The sequence below is a fragment of the Peribacillus sp. GL_122 genome, from assembly GCF_057835005.1.
This window is the reverse complement of the sequence record NZ_CM174415.1, coordinates 4374906-4390126: the sequence shown is the minus strand read 5'-3', so window position 1 is coordinate 4390126 and position 15221 is coordinate 4374906. Positions and strand designations below refer to the sequence as shown.

The following is a 15221-nucleotide window of genomic DNA, read 5'->3' as shown; positions in this document are numbered from 1 at the left end:
GAGTTTTATAGAAATGAAGAAGAAAGAAAAGGCAGTGGTTGTATTTAGCGGAGGTCAGGACAGTACGACGTGCCTGTTCTGGGCATTGGAGAGATTTGAGGAAGTGGAAGCGGTGACGTTCGATTATAATCAGCGGCATAGCTTGGAAATCGAATGCGCTCAAAACATTGCCAAGGAATTGGGCGTGAACCATCATATCCTTGACATGTCACTGCTGAACCAGCTGGCACCGAATGCATTGACGAGAAGTGATATTGCAGTGGCGGACGGAGAAGACGGGGAATTGCCGTCGACGTTCGTACCAGGGAGGAATTTGCTGTTCCTTTCGTTTGCCGGAGTGCTGGCGAGTCAGATTGGCGCTAAACATATTGTCACCGGTGTTTGTGAAACGGATTTCAGCGGATATCCTGACTGCCGCGATGTATTCATTAAATCGTTGAATGTGACCTTGAACTTGTCGATGGACCAGTCATTCGTGATTGATACGCCGCTTATGTGGCTTAATAAAGAAGAAACATGGGAGCTTGCGGATCAGCTTGGTGCATTCGACTTTGTCCGCGAAAAGACCCTGACTTGCTATAACGGGATCATCTCCGACGGCTGTGGAGATTGTCCGGCATGTAATCTGCGGAAAAAAGGACTGGATGATTATGTAAGCAGACGGAAGGTGCTTTCATGATGTACGGTTTTACTATAGTGGATAAACTCCAAAAAATAGATGAAGATATTCAGCGCAGCCAATTGAAGTATACAAACAAGAGGGTTCTCGTGAGTAAGGAATTCACCTTTGACGCGGCGCACCATCTGCATGACTATGAAGGAAAATGCAAGAACCTGCATGGCCACACATATAAGGTCATTTTCGGATTGAGCGGGTATACGGATTCACGCGGTTTGATGATAGATTTCGGGGACATCAAGGATATATGGAAAAATGAAATTGAAATCCACCTGGATCATCGTTATTTGAATGAAACCCTGCCGCTCATGAATACAACAGCTGAAAATATGGTTGTCTGGATTTATGAAAAAATGGTCGAAGCCCTTTCATTGAAAGAATATGAGGGTGCTAGAGTCGAATTTGTTCGACTATACGAAACGCCGACAAGCTATGCCGAAGCCAGACGGGAGTGGATGGAAAGTGAGTAAACTCCCGGTTATGGAAATCTTCGGACCGACCATCCAAGGTGAGGGAATGGTCATTGGTCAAAAAACCATGTTCGTTCGGACGGCTGGCTGCGATTATTCATGTGCCTGGTGTGATTCCGCATTTACTTGGGATGGCACCGGTAAGGAAGATACCGTCCAGATGACTGCTAGAGAAATATGGGATGAGCTGAAGCGAATTGGGGGTTCTGGTTTTTCCTTCGTGACGATATCAGGCGGAAACCCGGCTCTGCTGAAAAACCTAAACGGCTTGATAGCGATCTTACATGAAAATAAAATGAAGATAGGTGTCGAAACACAAGGGAGCCGATGGCAGGATTGGTTTCTCGATATTGATGAACTGACGATTTCACCTAAGCCGCCGAGCTCTAGAATGAACACGGACTTTACGGTGCTCGACCAAATCATCTCGAACCTTGCCAATCGAAATCCGGAAAACCATGTCTCATTGAAGATTGTCGTCTTTAACGAGGAAGATTATCAATATGCCAAACATGTACATGGGCGTTACCCGGATATTCCTTTCTATTTGCAGGTCGGCAATGACGATAGCAGGACGGCGGATGATCGTCAATTGATCAGCGGTCTTTTGAAGAAATACGAAGAGTTAATAGATAAAGTGATAGCAGATGATGAATTGAATGATGTGAAAGTGCTGCCCCAGCTGCATACCTATATATGGGGAAACAAGCGGGGCGTATAAAGAAAAGTGAGCAAAAGGCAGTGTGATGGCGTAATCACACTGCCTTTTATGCTTTTTACAGCCTTTGAATGTGTGTAGCTTTGAAGGAAGATGTGTATTTGAGGCCATACCCAAATAAGCGATCCATTCCAATATGTGCGGTCCAAATTAAACCAATCATCAACAATGCATCAGAGTTTAGAAAAATGGCAAGCAATATCATGAAGATGGACAGGGTATAAGTGTGAAATAGGTTATAAACCTTTGCTCCAATTCGATCATCGATCAGATAGGCCAGCATGGAAACATCAGGAGACAAAATCAATAACAGGAAAATCCACCAGCTGAATTCATTTAACGAATAGATGTAAATCACTGCTAAAAGAACCATGAGTCCTTCAATATGAAGGAATTTCTTTACCATTTTAAACCCCCCCAATGTATATTTGACCAATGGTCAATAATGTTCGAAAAAATTATATGATGTTTCCGATGGTATTTTTTACATGAAAATAAGCTAAGCCTTTTACATCTTCATATGATAGTTCAGAATTAATATAAAAAGTGATAAATCCGTGAAGAGAAAGAAAAATCGACCATATGGATGCAGGATTCAATTTGTTGTCCGTTAGGTCCGTCAGGGACTGGATTAGCTTTTCGTATGTTTTATTAGAATCGAATTGAAGTAACTGCTGAATTTCTTTTTCCTTCGATAAAAACATGATGGAATAATGATTCTGTTGGGTTAAACCGAACTCCAAGAAGCACAATAAAATCTTTTCCATTTTTACAGAAGGGTCATTTTCCGAAATGGTGATATCATCGATTAAAGTATTTAAAACGGAAAAATCCGTTTTCACCAAACTATAAAATATTTCTGCCTTATTTTTAAAATGATAATAAATGGCTCCATGGCTGCAATCCAATGATTTAGCCAATTGCCTCATTGAGACATTCGAATACCCTAACGTTGCAAAAAGGTTTCTGGCTTCATTCAAGACCATGTCCCTGGACAATTCTTTACCTGCCGATTTCCTTGGCGACATCTTGTCACCTCCTAATTTATTGACCACTGGTTAATAAAGATGATATCTCACTGATTTACAAATGTCAATTATTAGATCATATTATAAAGTACTGTTTTTTTAGGGGGACTTTTCCATTTAATGAACTGGAATTTCACCTATGTTGCAAAGGAGAGGATGCAGGACATTGCCTAAGGAATATTCAGGCAACCAGTTAGCTTACTAATGGGTACAATGTTCTCTAACCCATAGCAACTCAATGAAACAGGTACGGAAATATTTATGTCCTGAAACAGAAAAAAGGAACCAACTATATATGCGCTTGACGTATTTAAGTACCATTAATACCCTAATATGGTACTATTATGGTATTAATAGAGCGTTGGAGGGGATGAATAAATGAAAAAGAAATTCGGTATTTTGGTTTCAATTATCATAGTCTTGACCGGCCTTTTTTTATTCACTAAACCGTATAAAGATAAAACAAAACCTGTAGAAGACATTTTTAAAGTGAATCAACCAGATCAGGTAATAATAAATGAAATGATAACGATAGAAGGTATTGATGAGGTCAATCCAGGTGATATCGATTTGAATGATGAAGAAGAAATAATAAAATTGGTAAAAAAGCAATATGAGCAAAGTGAAAAGGGGGAAATAATTTTTACAGAAAAAAATCAATGAAATCACCTACCTGCAATGTGTAAACTAATGGGGGAGGCGGAAGTTATTGATAGTTTTGGATAGTATCTATGGGAAACACATTATAGAGGGAGTTCTTGAAGAGCTGATTCTAAGCAAACCCGTCCAAAGATTGAAGGGGATACATCAAGGCGGGGCAAGTTATTTAGTTAATGAGAAGTGGGACGTTACACGATTTGACCATTCACTTGGTGTGATGCTTTTAATTAAAGCGCTTGGAGGTTCATTGGAGGAACAAATCGCGGGCTTGCTGCATGACGTATCCCATACTGCATTTTCACATGTTATTGATCTCGTTCTGGATTGTAAGGATGAAGATTATCATGAAAAGATATATGATCATGTCATTATGGAATCCGAAATCCCATTTATACTGAAGAAGCATGGATATGATTGTGAAGTCATAGTTCAATCAAAATGGGAATTGCTTGAACAGCCAGCACCTGAGTTATGCGCCGATCGGGTAGATTATACTCTCAGGGATATGTATCAATATGGACATATCACACTGGAATCCGTTCAAGACTTTTTAGATCATGTAATCATAATAAATGGAAGGATGTATCTGGATAATATTGAATCGGCGGAATGGTTTGTGAAAACGTATTACAGCGAAGTTATTGATTTTTTCATGAACCCACTTAATATATATGGCTATGATATATTGGCAAAGACCTTAAAATTGGCTTTGGCTAAAAACCTGATCAGCCTTGATGACTTACTCGGTACAGATGAAGAAGTCATGTCCTTGTTAAGCTCCGCTGATGACCATGAGGTGCAAAATCTGTTAAAACGGATCCATGGTAACGTAAAGGTGATAGAAAATCAATTGGTATACGACATACATAGGAAAAATAAAGTGCGCCTCATTGATCCTTCCGTTCTTCAAGGAACCCAATTATTAAGAGCATCCAGTTTATCAGAAAAAGTCAAGAAAATGGGAATTGAAGCTTATAAAAAAGCTTCGAAGGGCATATATCTAAAAGTGATTTCCGATTGAATTTCATGTCAAACCATAACTAAAGTAAAAAACTCAAGGATGATATTCATCCTTGAGTTTTTTCTCGGAAACATTTAAAGTCTCCTCCCGTATGCTTTCTTTGACCTTGATTAACAAATGCAGAATTAGGAAAGAAGGTAAGACTTATCAATAGGACACAACATGCTTAAAAATCTTAAATACCATTGTTCTGGGAGTCAGGCACGGCCAACTGCATTTTTAGTGATCTTTCTAATCTGAACCAGCACCTTTTAAGAATTAAAAAATTATTGATGCTCTCAAAGTATTAACCCCATTTTCTAAATAACCCTTTAAACATGTTAATGTATAAACCCAACCTTCCTTTTGTCCTATCATTTTATTTATCAATTCGGGGTCGTCCTCTTTCAAACCTGATTCGTTCACTTCAATAATTGTACTCATTTTACCCAACTCTTTTAGTGTAATTGTAACAATCGTTTCTTGATCATTTCCTCCCCATGAAAACACGATTTTCTTATTTTCCTCTACTTCCAATACATTAATAACCACTTCAGCATCGTATTCGTTATATCTCAATGTAAGCGTCCTGCCTTGTTCCCATCTTTCAGAACTCGATGAGAACCAGAAATTCCCGATTCTTTCTGGGTCCACTATGGCTTCAAACACTTCATTGGTTGGTTTGACTATTTTAAATTTCGTGATTATTTGCGTATCCATCACTATCAACTCTCTTTCTTTGTGTCTTTATAGTTTTCCACCACTTAATTATTCCGATCTACTGTTATTGGCGGCAGGGTCCGTCCAGTTTCAAGCAAGCTCTTCAGGTTACTTAGAATCGCTGGCCATCCATTATTCAAGCCTTCAAAGGTATTATCATCATATACGAAATCCGTCTCCAAAAGCTCCTCATGCCTAAGCGTTAACTTCACAGTCGAATCATCCATAGGCTGCAGTATAAAAGTGACACGAGTAGGCTGCTCACGAGGTGTTTCGTCTCCTGTCATGTTCCAAGTGAACGAGAGCAGGTGCAGCGGCTCACACTTGAGTACTTTACCATGATCAGTAATACGCCCATCTTCCAGCAAATATTTAACGCTTGAGCCTTCTTGCCAGTCAGACTGGACTTGGCATCCAAAATGGTACTTCTTCGTGACTTCACCGCTAGTAAGGGCTTCCCAAAGCTTCTCTCGTGGGGTTGCGATATAAATAACATGAACAAACGATGGTTTTTTCATCATCTTTTTCCTCCTCGCGTTTTTATACCTCATATCAAGATCGTAACATTATTCTATCAATCATTGTCGGCTTTTCATATACAGCCGGTCAAGCAGTTTTCTGCGACAAAAATCGGCCATATGGAAACTTCTTGATTTCCAATCGCTTTCAAGCTACGATAAATAAGGAAAATGATAATCCGCTCGGGCGGAAGAGGTTCTAGCTACCCTCTCAAAAAAACTAAGGAGAACAGTGCTCTTTCTTAGGGTGCTGTTTTTTCTGTATAAGGAGAATCAAGAAATGTTAAGAATTTTATTGTATTTAGTATCCATCATCACGGCGAATGTGGTTACAGCAGCTTTTGCGCCATTACATTTTGGCATGTTCATCATTCCGATGGGTACATTGCTCATTGGGGGAACCTTCATCTTTCGAGATCTGGTCCAGAATAAATTCGGCCGCACGAAGACCTATATATGTATCGTCACTGCACTTATTTTATCTGCGTGTGTATCATTCTTATTAGGGGATACGTTATTGATCGTATTTGCTTCCGCATTATCGTTCGTGGTCGCAGAAACAGCGGATACGGAAATTTATACCCGTTTAAAACTCCCGATGAGTTGGAGGGTGTTTTACAGCGGAATCGTTGGAGGATTTTTCGATTCGGTGATATTTGTCGTGATTGGCCTAAGTCCGTTGGGTGCCAATATATTGCCATGGGAAGCAGTACCCGCTGCGGTCATCGGCCAAATCATCGTTAAAACGATCATTCAGTCAATTGGTGCCGTACTGTTGGGACGAATCAATGTAGAACTGGAGAAACGTGTAGTCTCCAGTTAAAGCTAGGAGGGATGCACTCGATGGATGGAACCAAAAAAGAACAAGATAAATGCTATTGCCTCGAGGCCTTTCGTGAAAAATATGGCCCGCATGTTCAAGGGGAATGTATGAAGCTCTCCTGCGCCAATTATCGCAAGCATAAAGGAATAGACAAAAAAGGACCTAATTAGGTCCTTTTTTTGCGTGAATGGAGTAACTCAAGAGTAAACGGTGCGAAATTCACGAGTAAACGGTGCGAAATCATGAGTGCGGCACCAATTTACGAGTAAATAGCGCAAACTCACGAGTAAAAGTGCAAAACTCACGAGTAAACGGTGCGAAATCATGAGTGCGGCACCAATTTACGAGTAAAACAGCAAAACTCACGAGTAAAAGTGCGAAATTCACGAGTAAAACAGCAAAACTCACGAGTAAAACAGCAAAACTCACGAGTAAAAGTGTGAAACTCACGAGTAAACGGTGCGATATTCTGAGTGCAGCACCAATTTACGAGTAAATAGCGCAAATTCACGAGTAAAAGTGCAAAACTCACGAGTAAAACAGCAAAATTCACGAGTAAAAGTGTGAAATTCACGAGTAAACGGTGCGAAATCATGAGTACAGCACCAATTTACGAGTAAATAGAGAAAATTCACAAGTAAAAGTGTGAAACTCACGAGTAAACGATGCGATATTCTGAGTGCGGCACCAATTTACGAGTAAAACAGCAAAACTCACGAGTAAAAGTGCAAAACTCACGAGTAAAAGTGCGAAATTCACGAGTAAATAGCGCAAACTCACGAGTAAAAGTGCAAAACTTACGAGTAAATAGCGCAAACTCACGAGTAAAAGTGCGAAATTCACGAGTAAATAGCCCAAACTCACGAGTAAACGGTGCGATATTCTGAGTGCGGCACCAATTTACGAGTAAATAGAGCAAATTCACGAGTAAAAGTGCGAAACTCACAAGTAAATAGCCCATACTCTCGAGTAAACGCTCATAATTCATGAGTTTACTACTACATTCTATGAGTAATACTCTTTGCACTAGTATTCGCTCCAAACTCACCAGTAAACAGCAAAAAAAGCTTCCTGCACATTTCCAATAATGGGTGCAGGGAGCTTTTTATTTTGTTTAGAATTGCTCTGCGCTTTTCTGGACTAATTTTTCCAGGAAGTAAAAGCATTCTCGTTTCCGTTCAAGTTCGGTTTGTCCATTTTCGGTGACATGATAATATTTCCGGCGGCCTGATTCTGACTCTTTCCAATGGCCTGTTATGAATTCTTTTTTTTCTAATCGTTTAAGGGCGGAGTAGAGGGTGCCTTCACTTATTTGATATTTTCCCATGCTCATTTCCTTCAGGATCTTCGTGATTTCATAGCCGTATAGCTTTTTTTGTGAAAGAAGTGAAAGCAAAAGGAGGTCAATGCTTCCCTTCATTAATTCTTTATCCAAATGAATTCTCCTCCTTTTCATTTTTAAAGTGTAATACGTTTGTACATCGTATCACAAGGTGCATTTTACTTTTCTTAAAAAAAATGGTTAAATGACGATTGCTAAATAATTTTAATCATAGTAAAATGTGCTTCGGAACGGATGAGTTGCGAAGAGTGTGGTAAGGATATTATATACATGATTTAATTGTTTTAATGAAAATTCGGAATAGGATAGAAGAATCACTACTCAAGGGGTATTAATTGATTTTTTTTTGAAAATCATATAGATTCTATTTATCAACAAGAGCAAAGAAAGAAGGTCCTAGATAGATGAAAGTGAAAGCACCTGAATCATTCACATACAGAGGTGGAAAAAGAGCTGTTCTTTTACTTCACGGGTTTACCGGAAGTACAGGAGATATGAAGAAATTAGGAAAATACTTGAATGATCTCGACTATACTTGCCATGGACCTCTTTATAGTGGGCACGGAGTATCAGCCGAGGAACTTGCAAAAACAGGTCCAAAGGAATGGTGGAAAGACGTAGTTGATGGTTATCAATTCCTTAAAGAGGAAGGCTATGAGGAAATTGCTGTTGTAGGAATTTCTTTAGGAGGAGTTTTCTCATTAAAAGTGGGAATTGAATTGCCTGTAACAGGGGTGGTTTCAATGTGCGCTCCGACGCAAGGAAAAAGTATCGATCGACAAAAGAACCGCTTGCTCAATTATGCACAGGCTTATAAGAAGTTTGAGGGCAAAGATGCAGACCAAATTGCTGCGGAAGTGAAGCTGCTGGCAGAAGAGCCTATGCCTCAACTAAAAGATGTGTTGAATATTATAAATGAGACAGGTGAAGATTTAGATTTAATCACATCACCAACTCTTGTTTTACAAGGGCGTTTGGATGATCCCGACTATACGGAGAGTGCTACAGCGATTTTCAATGAAGTCGATACGCAGCATAAACACTTGATATGGTATGAAAAATCAGGTCATATCATCACATTGGGTAAGGAACGTAATCAAGTGTATGAAGATGTTTATAAGTTCTTGAATACACTGAATTGGTCGGAGTAATAACGAGTTAATAAATCCCCTTTAAGTTGACGTGTTATAAGCCTACATTCGTACGTAGGCTTTACACCATGCTTGAGGGGATTTTATTTTGGCTGCAAATGAGTAACTATTTGTAGAAAAAGACCTTTACGTTATCGTTATTATCAATAGTTGCTAATAAAATATCGTTCACGTCAGCATTATATGTTGTTTTGATTTTTTTTTTCAGCCATTCTTCGTCTTTACCGCCCCGATTTAATTCTTTAGAATCAATCTTGCCCTCTTTAATGATCGTTTTAGGAAAATTGAAGGCATTTGTTGCTAGGTGCATATCTGCTGGTGTTACTGCTTCATATTGTGGGTATAAAAACAATGAGATGGTACCACCCGGTTCCCATAGTGCAAGGGATACCTTTTGAATATCTTCGACCTTTTCTTTTCTTAATTCCGATAATAAATCATCGATGGAGATTCGGGCCCTTGCTAGGCTTTTGTAAATGATTTGTCCATTTTCGATAAGCGGAAAGGGGTCAGGGTCAAAAAACCTTCGGAGTTTGCCCCACTTAAGGCTCGAAAACACACTAATTATATATAAGATAACTAATGCAGAGGTCGTGATCATTGAGCCCTTCAAATCTAACTGTTCATCAGACAAAGGGTGGGCAAGAATATTCCCAATAATTAATGCCATTATGAAATCAAGTAATCTTAACTGGGAAATGGATCGTTGCCCCATCAATTTAACCGTAAAAATTAAGAAGAAGAAGGATATAATGGCTCTTAAAGTCCACTGAATTGCAGTAAGACTTTCCTGGTTATAAAAAAAATCCACAAAAAATTCACGTCCTTATTTCCTGTAAAGGAGAGGTAGTGGTTAATATGGTGAATTGAAACAACTGGGAGGGTTTAAACCAGCTCCTTCATTAGTATTACCCAACATTGGCCCCTTGGAGACTTTCTTGACTGTTTTCGAAAAATTTATATTAATATAACAACTTTGAAACGTATTGTAATTAAAAATAAACTGATTTAAAATGATATCTTTCCTGAGAAATTTATTTAAAAAATATCCTTGTATAATATCAGTGATGATGGTCTGATAGTTTCTACCTGGCAGCCGTAATGCCGGACTACAAGGAAGTATGAAAATAGAAGAGATGAATAGGTTTATGTTGGTTCGCTTGAAGAGGCTTGATCCACAAAACGTTTCAATAAAGGCTCTTACTTTTTCACACTTTCTTCCTGCGGCTGAAAGTGTAAAAAGGTGAGGGCTTTTTATATAAAAAAAATGAATGGGAAATAATAAAACCAAAGGGGATGAAAGCATGTATTTCTTATTGAATATACTAGGTATTTTGGTTGTAATGGGCATCGTTTACCTTTGTTCACCTAATAAAAGGAACGTTAAGTGGAAAGCCATTCTTACCTTGTTGGTTCTCGAATTACTTATCACATGGTTCATGTTATCCACTAAAATTGGGGCATGGGTCATCAATCTGATCGCTTCATTCTTCACCTGGTTGATTGAATGTGCGAATGAAGGGATTTCTTTTGTCTTTCCTTCACTTATGGCAAATGAACAAGTGGATTTCTTTTTCAGCGCATTGATGCCAATTATCTTCATTATCACGTTTTTTGATGTTTTATCGTATTTCGGTATACTTACCTGGATCATTGATAAAGTGGGATGGCTCATCTCAAAAGTATCCGGTTTGCCAAAACTTGAGAGTTTCTTTTCGATTCAGATGATGTTCCTAGGGAATACCGAGGCACTTGCTGTTATCCGCATGCAGCTCAGTGCGATTAAGGATCAGCGTCTTTTGACATTTGGAATCATGAGCATGAGCAGCATCAGTGGTTCAATCATTGGAGCCTACCTGTCCATGGTACCGGCAACCTATGTTTTTGTAGCGATACCTTTGAACTGCTTAAATGCCTTGCTGATAGCAAACATGCTGAATCCCGTCGACGTCAGTAAAGAGGAAGACGTCGTTTATGTACCTTCTAAAGAGGAACGTAAAGATTTCTTTTCCACCATTTCCAACAGTATGCTTGTCGGGGCCAAAATGGTCTTCGTCATCATGGCAATGGTTATCGGCTATGTGGCCTTAACGGCCAGCGTAAACGGCATTTTCGGTTTCTTTGTGGATGGTTTGACCATTCAAAAGATTTTCTCTGTCATTTTTAGTCCATTTGCATTCCTGCTTGGACTATCTGGACATGATGCCATGTACGTCGCTCAATTGATGGGAATCAAGCTTGCCACAAATGAGTTCGTTGCCTTGCTCGATTTAAAAGATAAAGTCAGTACACTGCCTCCGCATACAGTTGCAGTGGCTGTCACTTATCTGACGTCATTTGCCAACTTCAGTACAGTGGGCATGATTTATGGAACATTCAATTCCATCCTCAATGATGAGAAATCGAACATTATCGGAAGGAATGTTTGGAAACTGCTGGTTAGCGGGATGGCTGTTTCCTTGCTGAGTGCCATGGTCGTTGGGTTATTCGTTTGGTGATCTAAAACATGGGCATCCATTTTTATAAATGGATGCCCTCTCTTGTGTGAAAAAAGCTGTGCTGGATTTTCCCATGCACAGCTTTTTGTTCATTTCGTCAAATAGTTCTCCGTATAATATGGTTTATTTTCCTCATCGAAGGCAACTCCCACACCGAGTGATTCAAAATCCTTCTGTAATTTATTTTCCCTGTGGCCAATGGAATTCATTAGGCCCTCATGGGCAAAAATACTGCTATTCTGACCGGCAGCCAGGTTTTCCCCCGCCATTCGAAAATTGATTTTGTCATCTTCCATCCGGTCGAACGGGGATTCTCCTTCAAGGTTTGTATGGTTGAAGTATTGATTCACGGCCATATCTTTACTATGATCCTGTGCCGTGACCTTCACTCGTTTATCCCATGAAAGCACTGAGAGATCATGATTGACCCGTGATGCATTAGTCAAATCGAATAATTGATATTCAAAGCCCTTCTTTAATTCAGGGCCGGCTTCTGCAAAATAGCCGCTCTTTTGCTTTTCGAGTTTTGCGTCGATGATTTGAATTGCCGTGACTGTATTTTTCTCATGTTTGTCATAAAAAATGGTCACATAGCTATTATCCATTTCAAACATATCGTATTCGCCGCTGTCACTTCGAATCTGGTAATAGACGTTTCCTTTAAGCAGTTTTGTTACAGGCTCCCCCATTTTCCCGGTCACGGTTTCTTTGGGAGTGCCGCGTTTAATGCCTTCCTTCGAGGAAATCAAATCTTGATTCGTATATAAACCAACAACTTTATCGTTGTTATCGTAGGCAACCATGAAGAAATTTTGATAATTTTCGTGATAGGCGAACCAATCTACGCCATATTCATTCCGCGTATTCCGCTTAGCTTTACCAGCCAATTTTTCTACATCATCCTTCGTGTCGCCAATTTCGATATTATGGACCGAGAAGGATGCATCAGCAGGTGCTTCCAATGCTGGCTTTTTCACTTTTTCCGTTTCCTGAGATTCTTTTTCAGAAGCGGTATCCAATGTTTCCGTCAAAGTGCCAATGAGACTGCTGACTCCAGTATTCAGTTTTTCCAAGGCAGTTGAAACCTCGGGCCCATTTATAAAGGAACGAACATCTGTTGCAAAGGCACCGACCCCTGCTTTGAATCCAGATTCCTGAATATCTTTACCATATCCATACCATAATCCAGAGAGTAGGAGTATGAGGACCACAATATTAAACAATTTCCGCAAATCGTTCACTCCTGCTCTATCCAGGATATAGAATCCCGTTTAATGAAAGATCATCTGCAGCACACTTAAAACAGGCGGGGCACATAACAAAAATAGTGAAGACAGAATGAGAATGTGTGAGGTCGTTTTGGGAATCTTTTCCTTCCCTTTTCCCGAATACCAGCCACTGAACTGAAGTTTATTTCTATACCAGACGAATAATAAAAGCAGTATCGCAATCGAGCCTAGCCAGCCATACTGATTCACTCCGATGTTTATATATATGCCGTTTACAATCGTCGAAATGATTGTTCCGGCTATCCCGAATATTAATATGATGCGTATCAATTCTAATAAGACCCTCATATGTCCTCCTTGGTTTCACCATTATACTTCCTCGTTTACAAAATAAAAAATTTCAAGTTGCGTATTACATATTATACCAGAAAGAAGAGGGGATAAAACGTTGGTGAAATTTATGGAAGTTGAATCAGGATCATTCATTATATACAAAAAAGATTAGCCGCTTCGAGCTAATCTTTTTTTGGGGAATTACTTCAATTGATCATTCAATACACTTTCCTCAAGAACGGAAAACTTATCTCCATACACTCTTGTTATGTGATTTTCCCCCCATGTACATAGTGCGGATAGGATACTTTCCAGGCTTTGCCCATACTCACTAAGTTCATATTCCACTTTAGGGGGGACTTGGTTGTAAACGATACGGTTGATGACTTCGTCCTTTTCCAACTCCCTCAATTGTTGGGTCAACATTTTTTGGGTGATGTTCGGCATAAGGCGCTTCAATTCACTGGTCCGCTTTTTTCCGTGGGTCAGATGGCAGAGGATTACGCATTTCCACTTTCCGCCCATTACTTCCAGTGTCGCTTCAACTGATATATTGTATTTCTTTTTTTGCATGATTGGCATACTCTCCTTATTTTATAGGTACTAAAAGGTGCCTATATCACTTTGAAGTGCGTACTGTTCTTTATTTGTATTATATCTCATAATAACATTTGCACACCGAATTTCGCTGTACCATTTATAAAAAAAGTTGCTAAGGCAATTTCAATGATAGTACAAAATGACAAGAAGGAGAAGAGGATATGATTTCAAATAAAAATAGAAGTACATGGGCATTGCTGGCTTTAGCGATCAGTGCCTTTGCGATTGGAACAACAGAGTTCATCAGCGTGGGATTATTACCACTCATTTCAAAGGATTTACACATTACAGTCACGACGGCCGGATTGACGGTATCCTTATATGCCTTGGGGGTCATGTTCGGGGCACCTATCCTGACATCCCTGACATCGAATATGTCGCGAAAGACTTTATTGCTTTGGATAATGGTCGTGTTCATTGCCGGAAATGCACTAGCGGCTTCAGCGACCACGATCAGTGTATTATTGATCGCCCGTGTCATTTCAGCACTTGCCCACGGTATCTTCATGTCAATAGGTGCGACGATTGCTGCTGATTTGGTCCCTGAAAACCGCAGAGCGAGTGCAATCGCCATCATGTTTACAGGTCTGACGGTGGCAACGGTGACCGGAGTTCCTTTTGGAACCTTCATCGGTCAGCAATTCGGCTGGAGATTCGCTTTCATCATCATTGTGGCAATCGGCTTTATTGCTTTCATCGGAAACGGCATCCTAGTCCCATCCGATTTAAGAAAGGCTGCACGGACCACGTTCCGTGATCAAATCAAATTGGTGACGAATGGCCGATTGCTGCTAGTATTCATCATTACAGCATTAGGGTATGGAGGTACATTCGTTGTCTTCACGTACCTGTCGCCATTACTTCAAGAAGTGACAGGGTTTAAAGAAGGAACTGTCGCCTTGATTTTGTTAGTATATGGAGTAGCCATAGCAATAGGAAATACCCTTGGCGGGAAATTGGCCAATCGCAATCCTATTAATGCCCTATTCTATATGTTTCTTATACAGGCCATTGTACTCGTGGTCTTGACTTTCACGGCACCGTTTAAGATAGCTGGGTTAATTACGATCATTTTAATGGGATTGTTTGCATTCATGAATGTTCCAGGGCTTCAAGTGTATGTCGTCATGTTAGCGGAGCGTTTCGTGCCGAGTGCAGTGGACGTGGCGTCAGCCATCAATATTGCCGCCTTCAATGCAGGAATCGCCATTGGTGCTTACTTAGGAGGGGTGATTACGGATTCGATCGGGCTGATCCATACAGCGTGGATAGGTGGAGTCATGGTGTTTGCAGCAGTGATTTTAACAGGGTGGAGCCGGGCCTTGGAAAGTAAAGACCTTTCCAAGGGAACTGACAAAATAGCATAGGATTGAAAAAGTGATGCATGTTAGAAAAAGCATGCTATGCGTTTAGAGTATCAAAAAACCAAGTATCATTGCATCCCTTCAGCGA

At 40.0% G+C, this 15221-nt stretch carries 21 protein-coding genes and 2 riboswitches; of the genes, 10 read left to right on the top strand and 11 right to left on the bottom strand.

Annotated features, from left to right (window positions below):
* The first annotated feature begins 13 nt into the window (after positions 1-13).
* Genes queC through queE form a run of 3 tightly spaced genes read left to right on the top strand, consistent with a single transcriptional unit; the run spans position 14 to position 1870 of the window.
* On the top strand, positions 14-679 hold the full coding sequence (gene queC / locus AC3ISB_RS21235) for a 7-cyano-7-deazaguanine synthase QueC (RefSeq protein ID WP_141992897.1): 666 nt from the start codon (positions 14-16) through the stop codon (positions 677-679).
* Positions 679-1149: a 6-carboxytetrahydropterin synthase QueD gene (gene queD, locus AC3ISB_RS21230; protein WP_489276979.1), complete on the top strand. Its 471-nt coding sequence runs from the start codon at positions 679-681 to the stop codon at positions 1147-1149. The genes queC and queD overlap by 1 nt, the downstream gene beginning before the upstream one ends.
* Positions 1142-1870, top strand: a complete 729-nt coding sequence (queE, locus tag AC3ISB_RS21225) for a 7-carboxy-7-deazaguanine synthase QueE (RefSeq protein ID WP_144526475.1) — start codon at positions 1142-1144, stop codon at positions 1868-1870. Before queD ends, queE begins: the two co-directional genes overlap by 8 nt.
* Before the next feature lie 55 nt (positions 1871-1925).
* Here the strand turns inward: queE and AC3ISB_RS21220 are convergent, their stop codons facing one another.
* A complete protein-coding gene (locus tag AC3ISB_RS21220; protein WP_489274162.1) occupies positions 1926-2273 on the bottom strand; it encodes a DUF4260 domain-containing protein in 348 nt (115 codons plus the stop codon).
* A 52-nt stretch (positions 2274-2325) separates the two neighbouring features.
* Positions 2326-2895, bottom strand: coding sequence for a TetR/AcrR family transcriptional regulator (locus tag AC3ISB_RS21215; protein ID WP_489274160.1), 570 nt, complete (start codon positions 2893-2895; stop codon positions 2326-2328).
* A gap of 378 nt (positions 2896-3273) precedes the next feature.
* Here AC3ISB_RS21215 and AC3ISB_RS21210 point away from each other — a divergent pair, with 378 nt between their 5' ends.
* Together AC3ISB_RS21210 and AC3ISB_RS21205 are read left to right on the top strand one after the other, a co-directional pair.
* Positions 3274-3558 (top strand): hypothetical protein, encoded by a 285-nt coding sequence (locus AC3ISB_RS21210; RefSeq protein WP_480340167.1) that lies wholly within the window; start codon positions 3274-3276, stop codon positions 3556-3558.
* A gap of 46 nt (positions 3559-3604) precedes the next feature.
* Positions 3605-4576 (top strand): HD domain-containing protein, encoded by a 972-nt coding sequence (locus tag AC3ISB_RS21205; protein ID WP_489274158.1) that lies wholly within the window; start codon positions 3605-3607, stop codon positions 4574-4576.
* A 258-nt stretch (positions 4577-4834) separates the two neighbouring features.
* Here the strand turns inward: AC3ISB_RS21205 and AC3ISB_RS21200 are convergent, their stop codons facing one another.
* Positions 4835-5275, bottom strand: a complete 441-nt coding sequence (locus tag AC3ISB_RS21200; protein WP_489274157.1) for an SRPBCC family protein — start codon at positions 5273-5275, stop codon at positions 4835-4837.
* 44 nt (positions 5276-5319) lie between these two features.
* Complete coding sequence (locus AC3ISB_RS21195; protein ID WP_489274155.1) at positions 5320-5796, bottom strand: SRPBCC family protein; 477 nt, start codon at positions 5794-5796, stop codon at positions 5320-5322.
* Between the two features lie 184 nt (positions 5797-5980).
* A riboswitch (PreQ1 riboswitch) is annotated at positions 5981-6023 on the top strand.
* A 50-nt stretch (positions 6024-6073) separates the two neighbouring features.
* Between AC3ISB_RS21195 and AC3ISB_RS21190 the strand changes: the two genes are divergently transcribed.
* Complete coding sequence (locus tag AC3ISB_RS21190; protein ID WP_214788352.1) at positions 6074-6616, top strand: VUT family protein; 543 nt, start codon at positions 6074-6076, stop codon at positions 6614-6616.
* 20 nt (positions 6617-6636) lie between these two features.
* Positions 6637-6786, top strand: coding sequence for a hypothetical protein (locus AC3ISB_RS21185; protein ID WP_179891213.1), 150 nt, complete (start codon positions 6637-6639; stop codon positions 6784-6786).
* A 152-nt stretch (positions 6787-6938) separates the two neighbouring features.
* On the opposite strand, the gene AC3ISB_RS21180 is transcribed toward AC3ISB_RS21185, so the two are convergent.
* The 3 genes from AC3ISB_RS21180 to AC3ISB_RS21170 all read right to left on the bottom strand — a co-directional run bounded on the left by AC3ISB_RS21180 (position 6939) and on the right by AC3ISB_RS21170 (position 8051).
* A complete protein-coding gene (locus AC3ISB_RS21180) occupies positions 6939-7211 on the bottom strand; it encodes a hypothetical protein (RefSeq protein WP_489274152.1) in 273 nt (90 codons plus the stop codon).
* 57 nt (positions 7212-7268) lie between these two features.
* A complete protein-coding gene (locus AC3ISB_RS21175) occupies positions 7269-7604 on the bottom strand; it encodes a hypothetical protein (RefSeq protein ID WP_489274150.1) in 336 nt (111 codons plus the stop codon).
* A gap of 126 nt (positions 7605-7730) precedes the next feature.
* Entirely contained in the window at positions 7731-8051 is a 321-nt protein-coding gene (locus AC3ISB_RS21170) for a PadR family transcriptional regulator (protein ID WP_144526480.1), read from the bottom strand.
* 311 nt (positions 8052-8362) lie between these two features.
* On the opposite strand from AC3ISB_RS21170, the gene AC3ISB_RS21165 reads away from it, so the two are divergent.
* Complete coding sequence (locus AC3ISB_RS21165; protein ID WP_098372024.1) at positions 8363-9109, top strand: alpha/beta hydrolase; 747 nt, start codon at positions 8363-8365, stop codon at positions 9107-9109.
* Positions 9110-9215: 106 nt separating this feature from the next.
* Here the strand turns inward: AC3ISB_RS21165 and AC3ISB_RS21160 are convergent, their stop codons facing one another.
* The gene (locus AC3ISB_RS21160; RefSeq protein ID WP_480340173.1) at positions 9216-9920 is read right to left on the bottom strand and encodes a DUF421 domain-containing protein; all 705 of its coding nucleotides are present in this window, start codon (positions 9918-9920) and stop codon (positions 9216-9218) included.
* A gap of 220 nt (positions 9921-10140) precedes the next feature.
* Positions 10141-10241: riboswitch (purine riboswitch) on the top strand.
* A 172-nt stretch (positions 10242-10413) separates the two neighbouring features.
* Here AC3ISB_RS21160 and AC3ISB_RS21155 point away from each other — a divergent pair.
* Positions 10414-11607 (top strand): nucleoside transporter C-terminal domain-containing protein, encoded by a 1194-nt coding sequence (locus AC3ISB_RS21155; RefSeq protein ID WP_489274147.1) that lies wholly within the window; start codon positions 10414-10416, stop codon positions 11605-11607.
* 89 nt (positions 11608-11696) lie between these two features.
* Here AC3ISB_RS21155 and AC3ISB_RS21150 read toward each other — a convergent pair whose 3' ends face one another.
* The 3 genes from AC3ISB_RS21150 to AC3ISB_RS21140 all read right to left on the bottom strand — a co-directional run bounded on the left by AC3ISB_RS21150 (position 11697) and on the right by AC3ISB_RS21140 (position 13742).
* Positions 11697-12848: a CAP domain-containing protein gene (locus AC3ISB_RS21150; RefSeq protein ID WP_353617892.1), complete on the bottom strand. Its 1152-nt coding sequence runs from the start codon at positions 12846-12848 to the stop codon at positions 11697-11699.
* A 30-nt stretch (positions 12849-12878) separates the two neighbouring features.
* Positions 12879-13184 (bottom strand): hypothetical protein, encoded by a 306-nt coding sequence (locus AC3ISB_RS21145; RefSeq protein WP_480340175.1) that lies wholly within the window; start codon positions 13182-13184, stop codon positions 12879-12881.
* Positions 13185-13370: 186 nt separating this feature from the next.
* A complete protein-coding gene (locus tag AC3ISB_RS21140; protein ID WP_034309370.1) occupies positions 13371-13742 on the bottom strand; it encodes a winged helix-turn-helix transcriptional regulator in 372 nt (123 codons plus the stop codon).
* Positions 13743-13930: 188 nt separating this feature from the next.
* Here AC3ISB_RS21140 and AC3ISB_RS21135 point away from each other — a divergent pair, with 188 nt between their 5' ends.
* Positions 13931-15136: an MFS transporter gene (locus tag AC3ISB_RS21135; protein ID WP_489274143.1), complete on the top strand. Its 1206-nt coding sequence runs from the start codon at positions 13931-13933 to the stop codon at positions 15134-15136.
* Positions 15137-15221 lie beyond the last annotated feature (85 nt).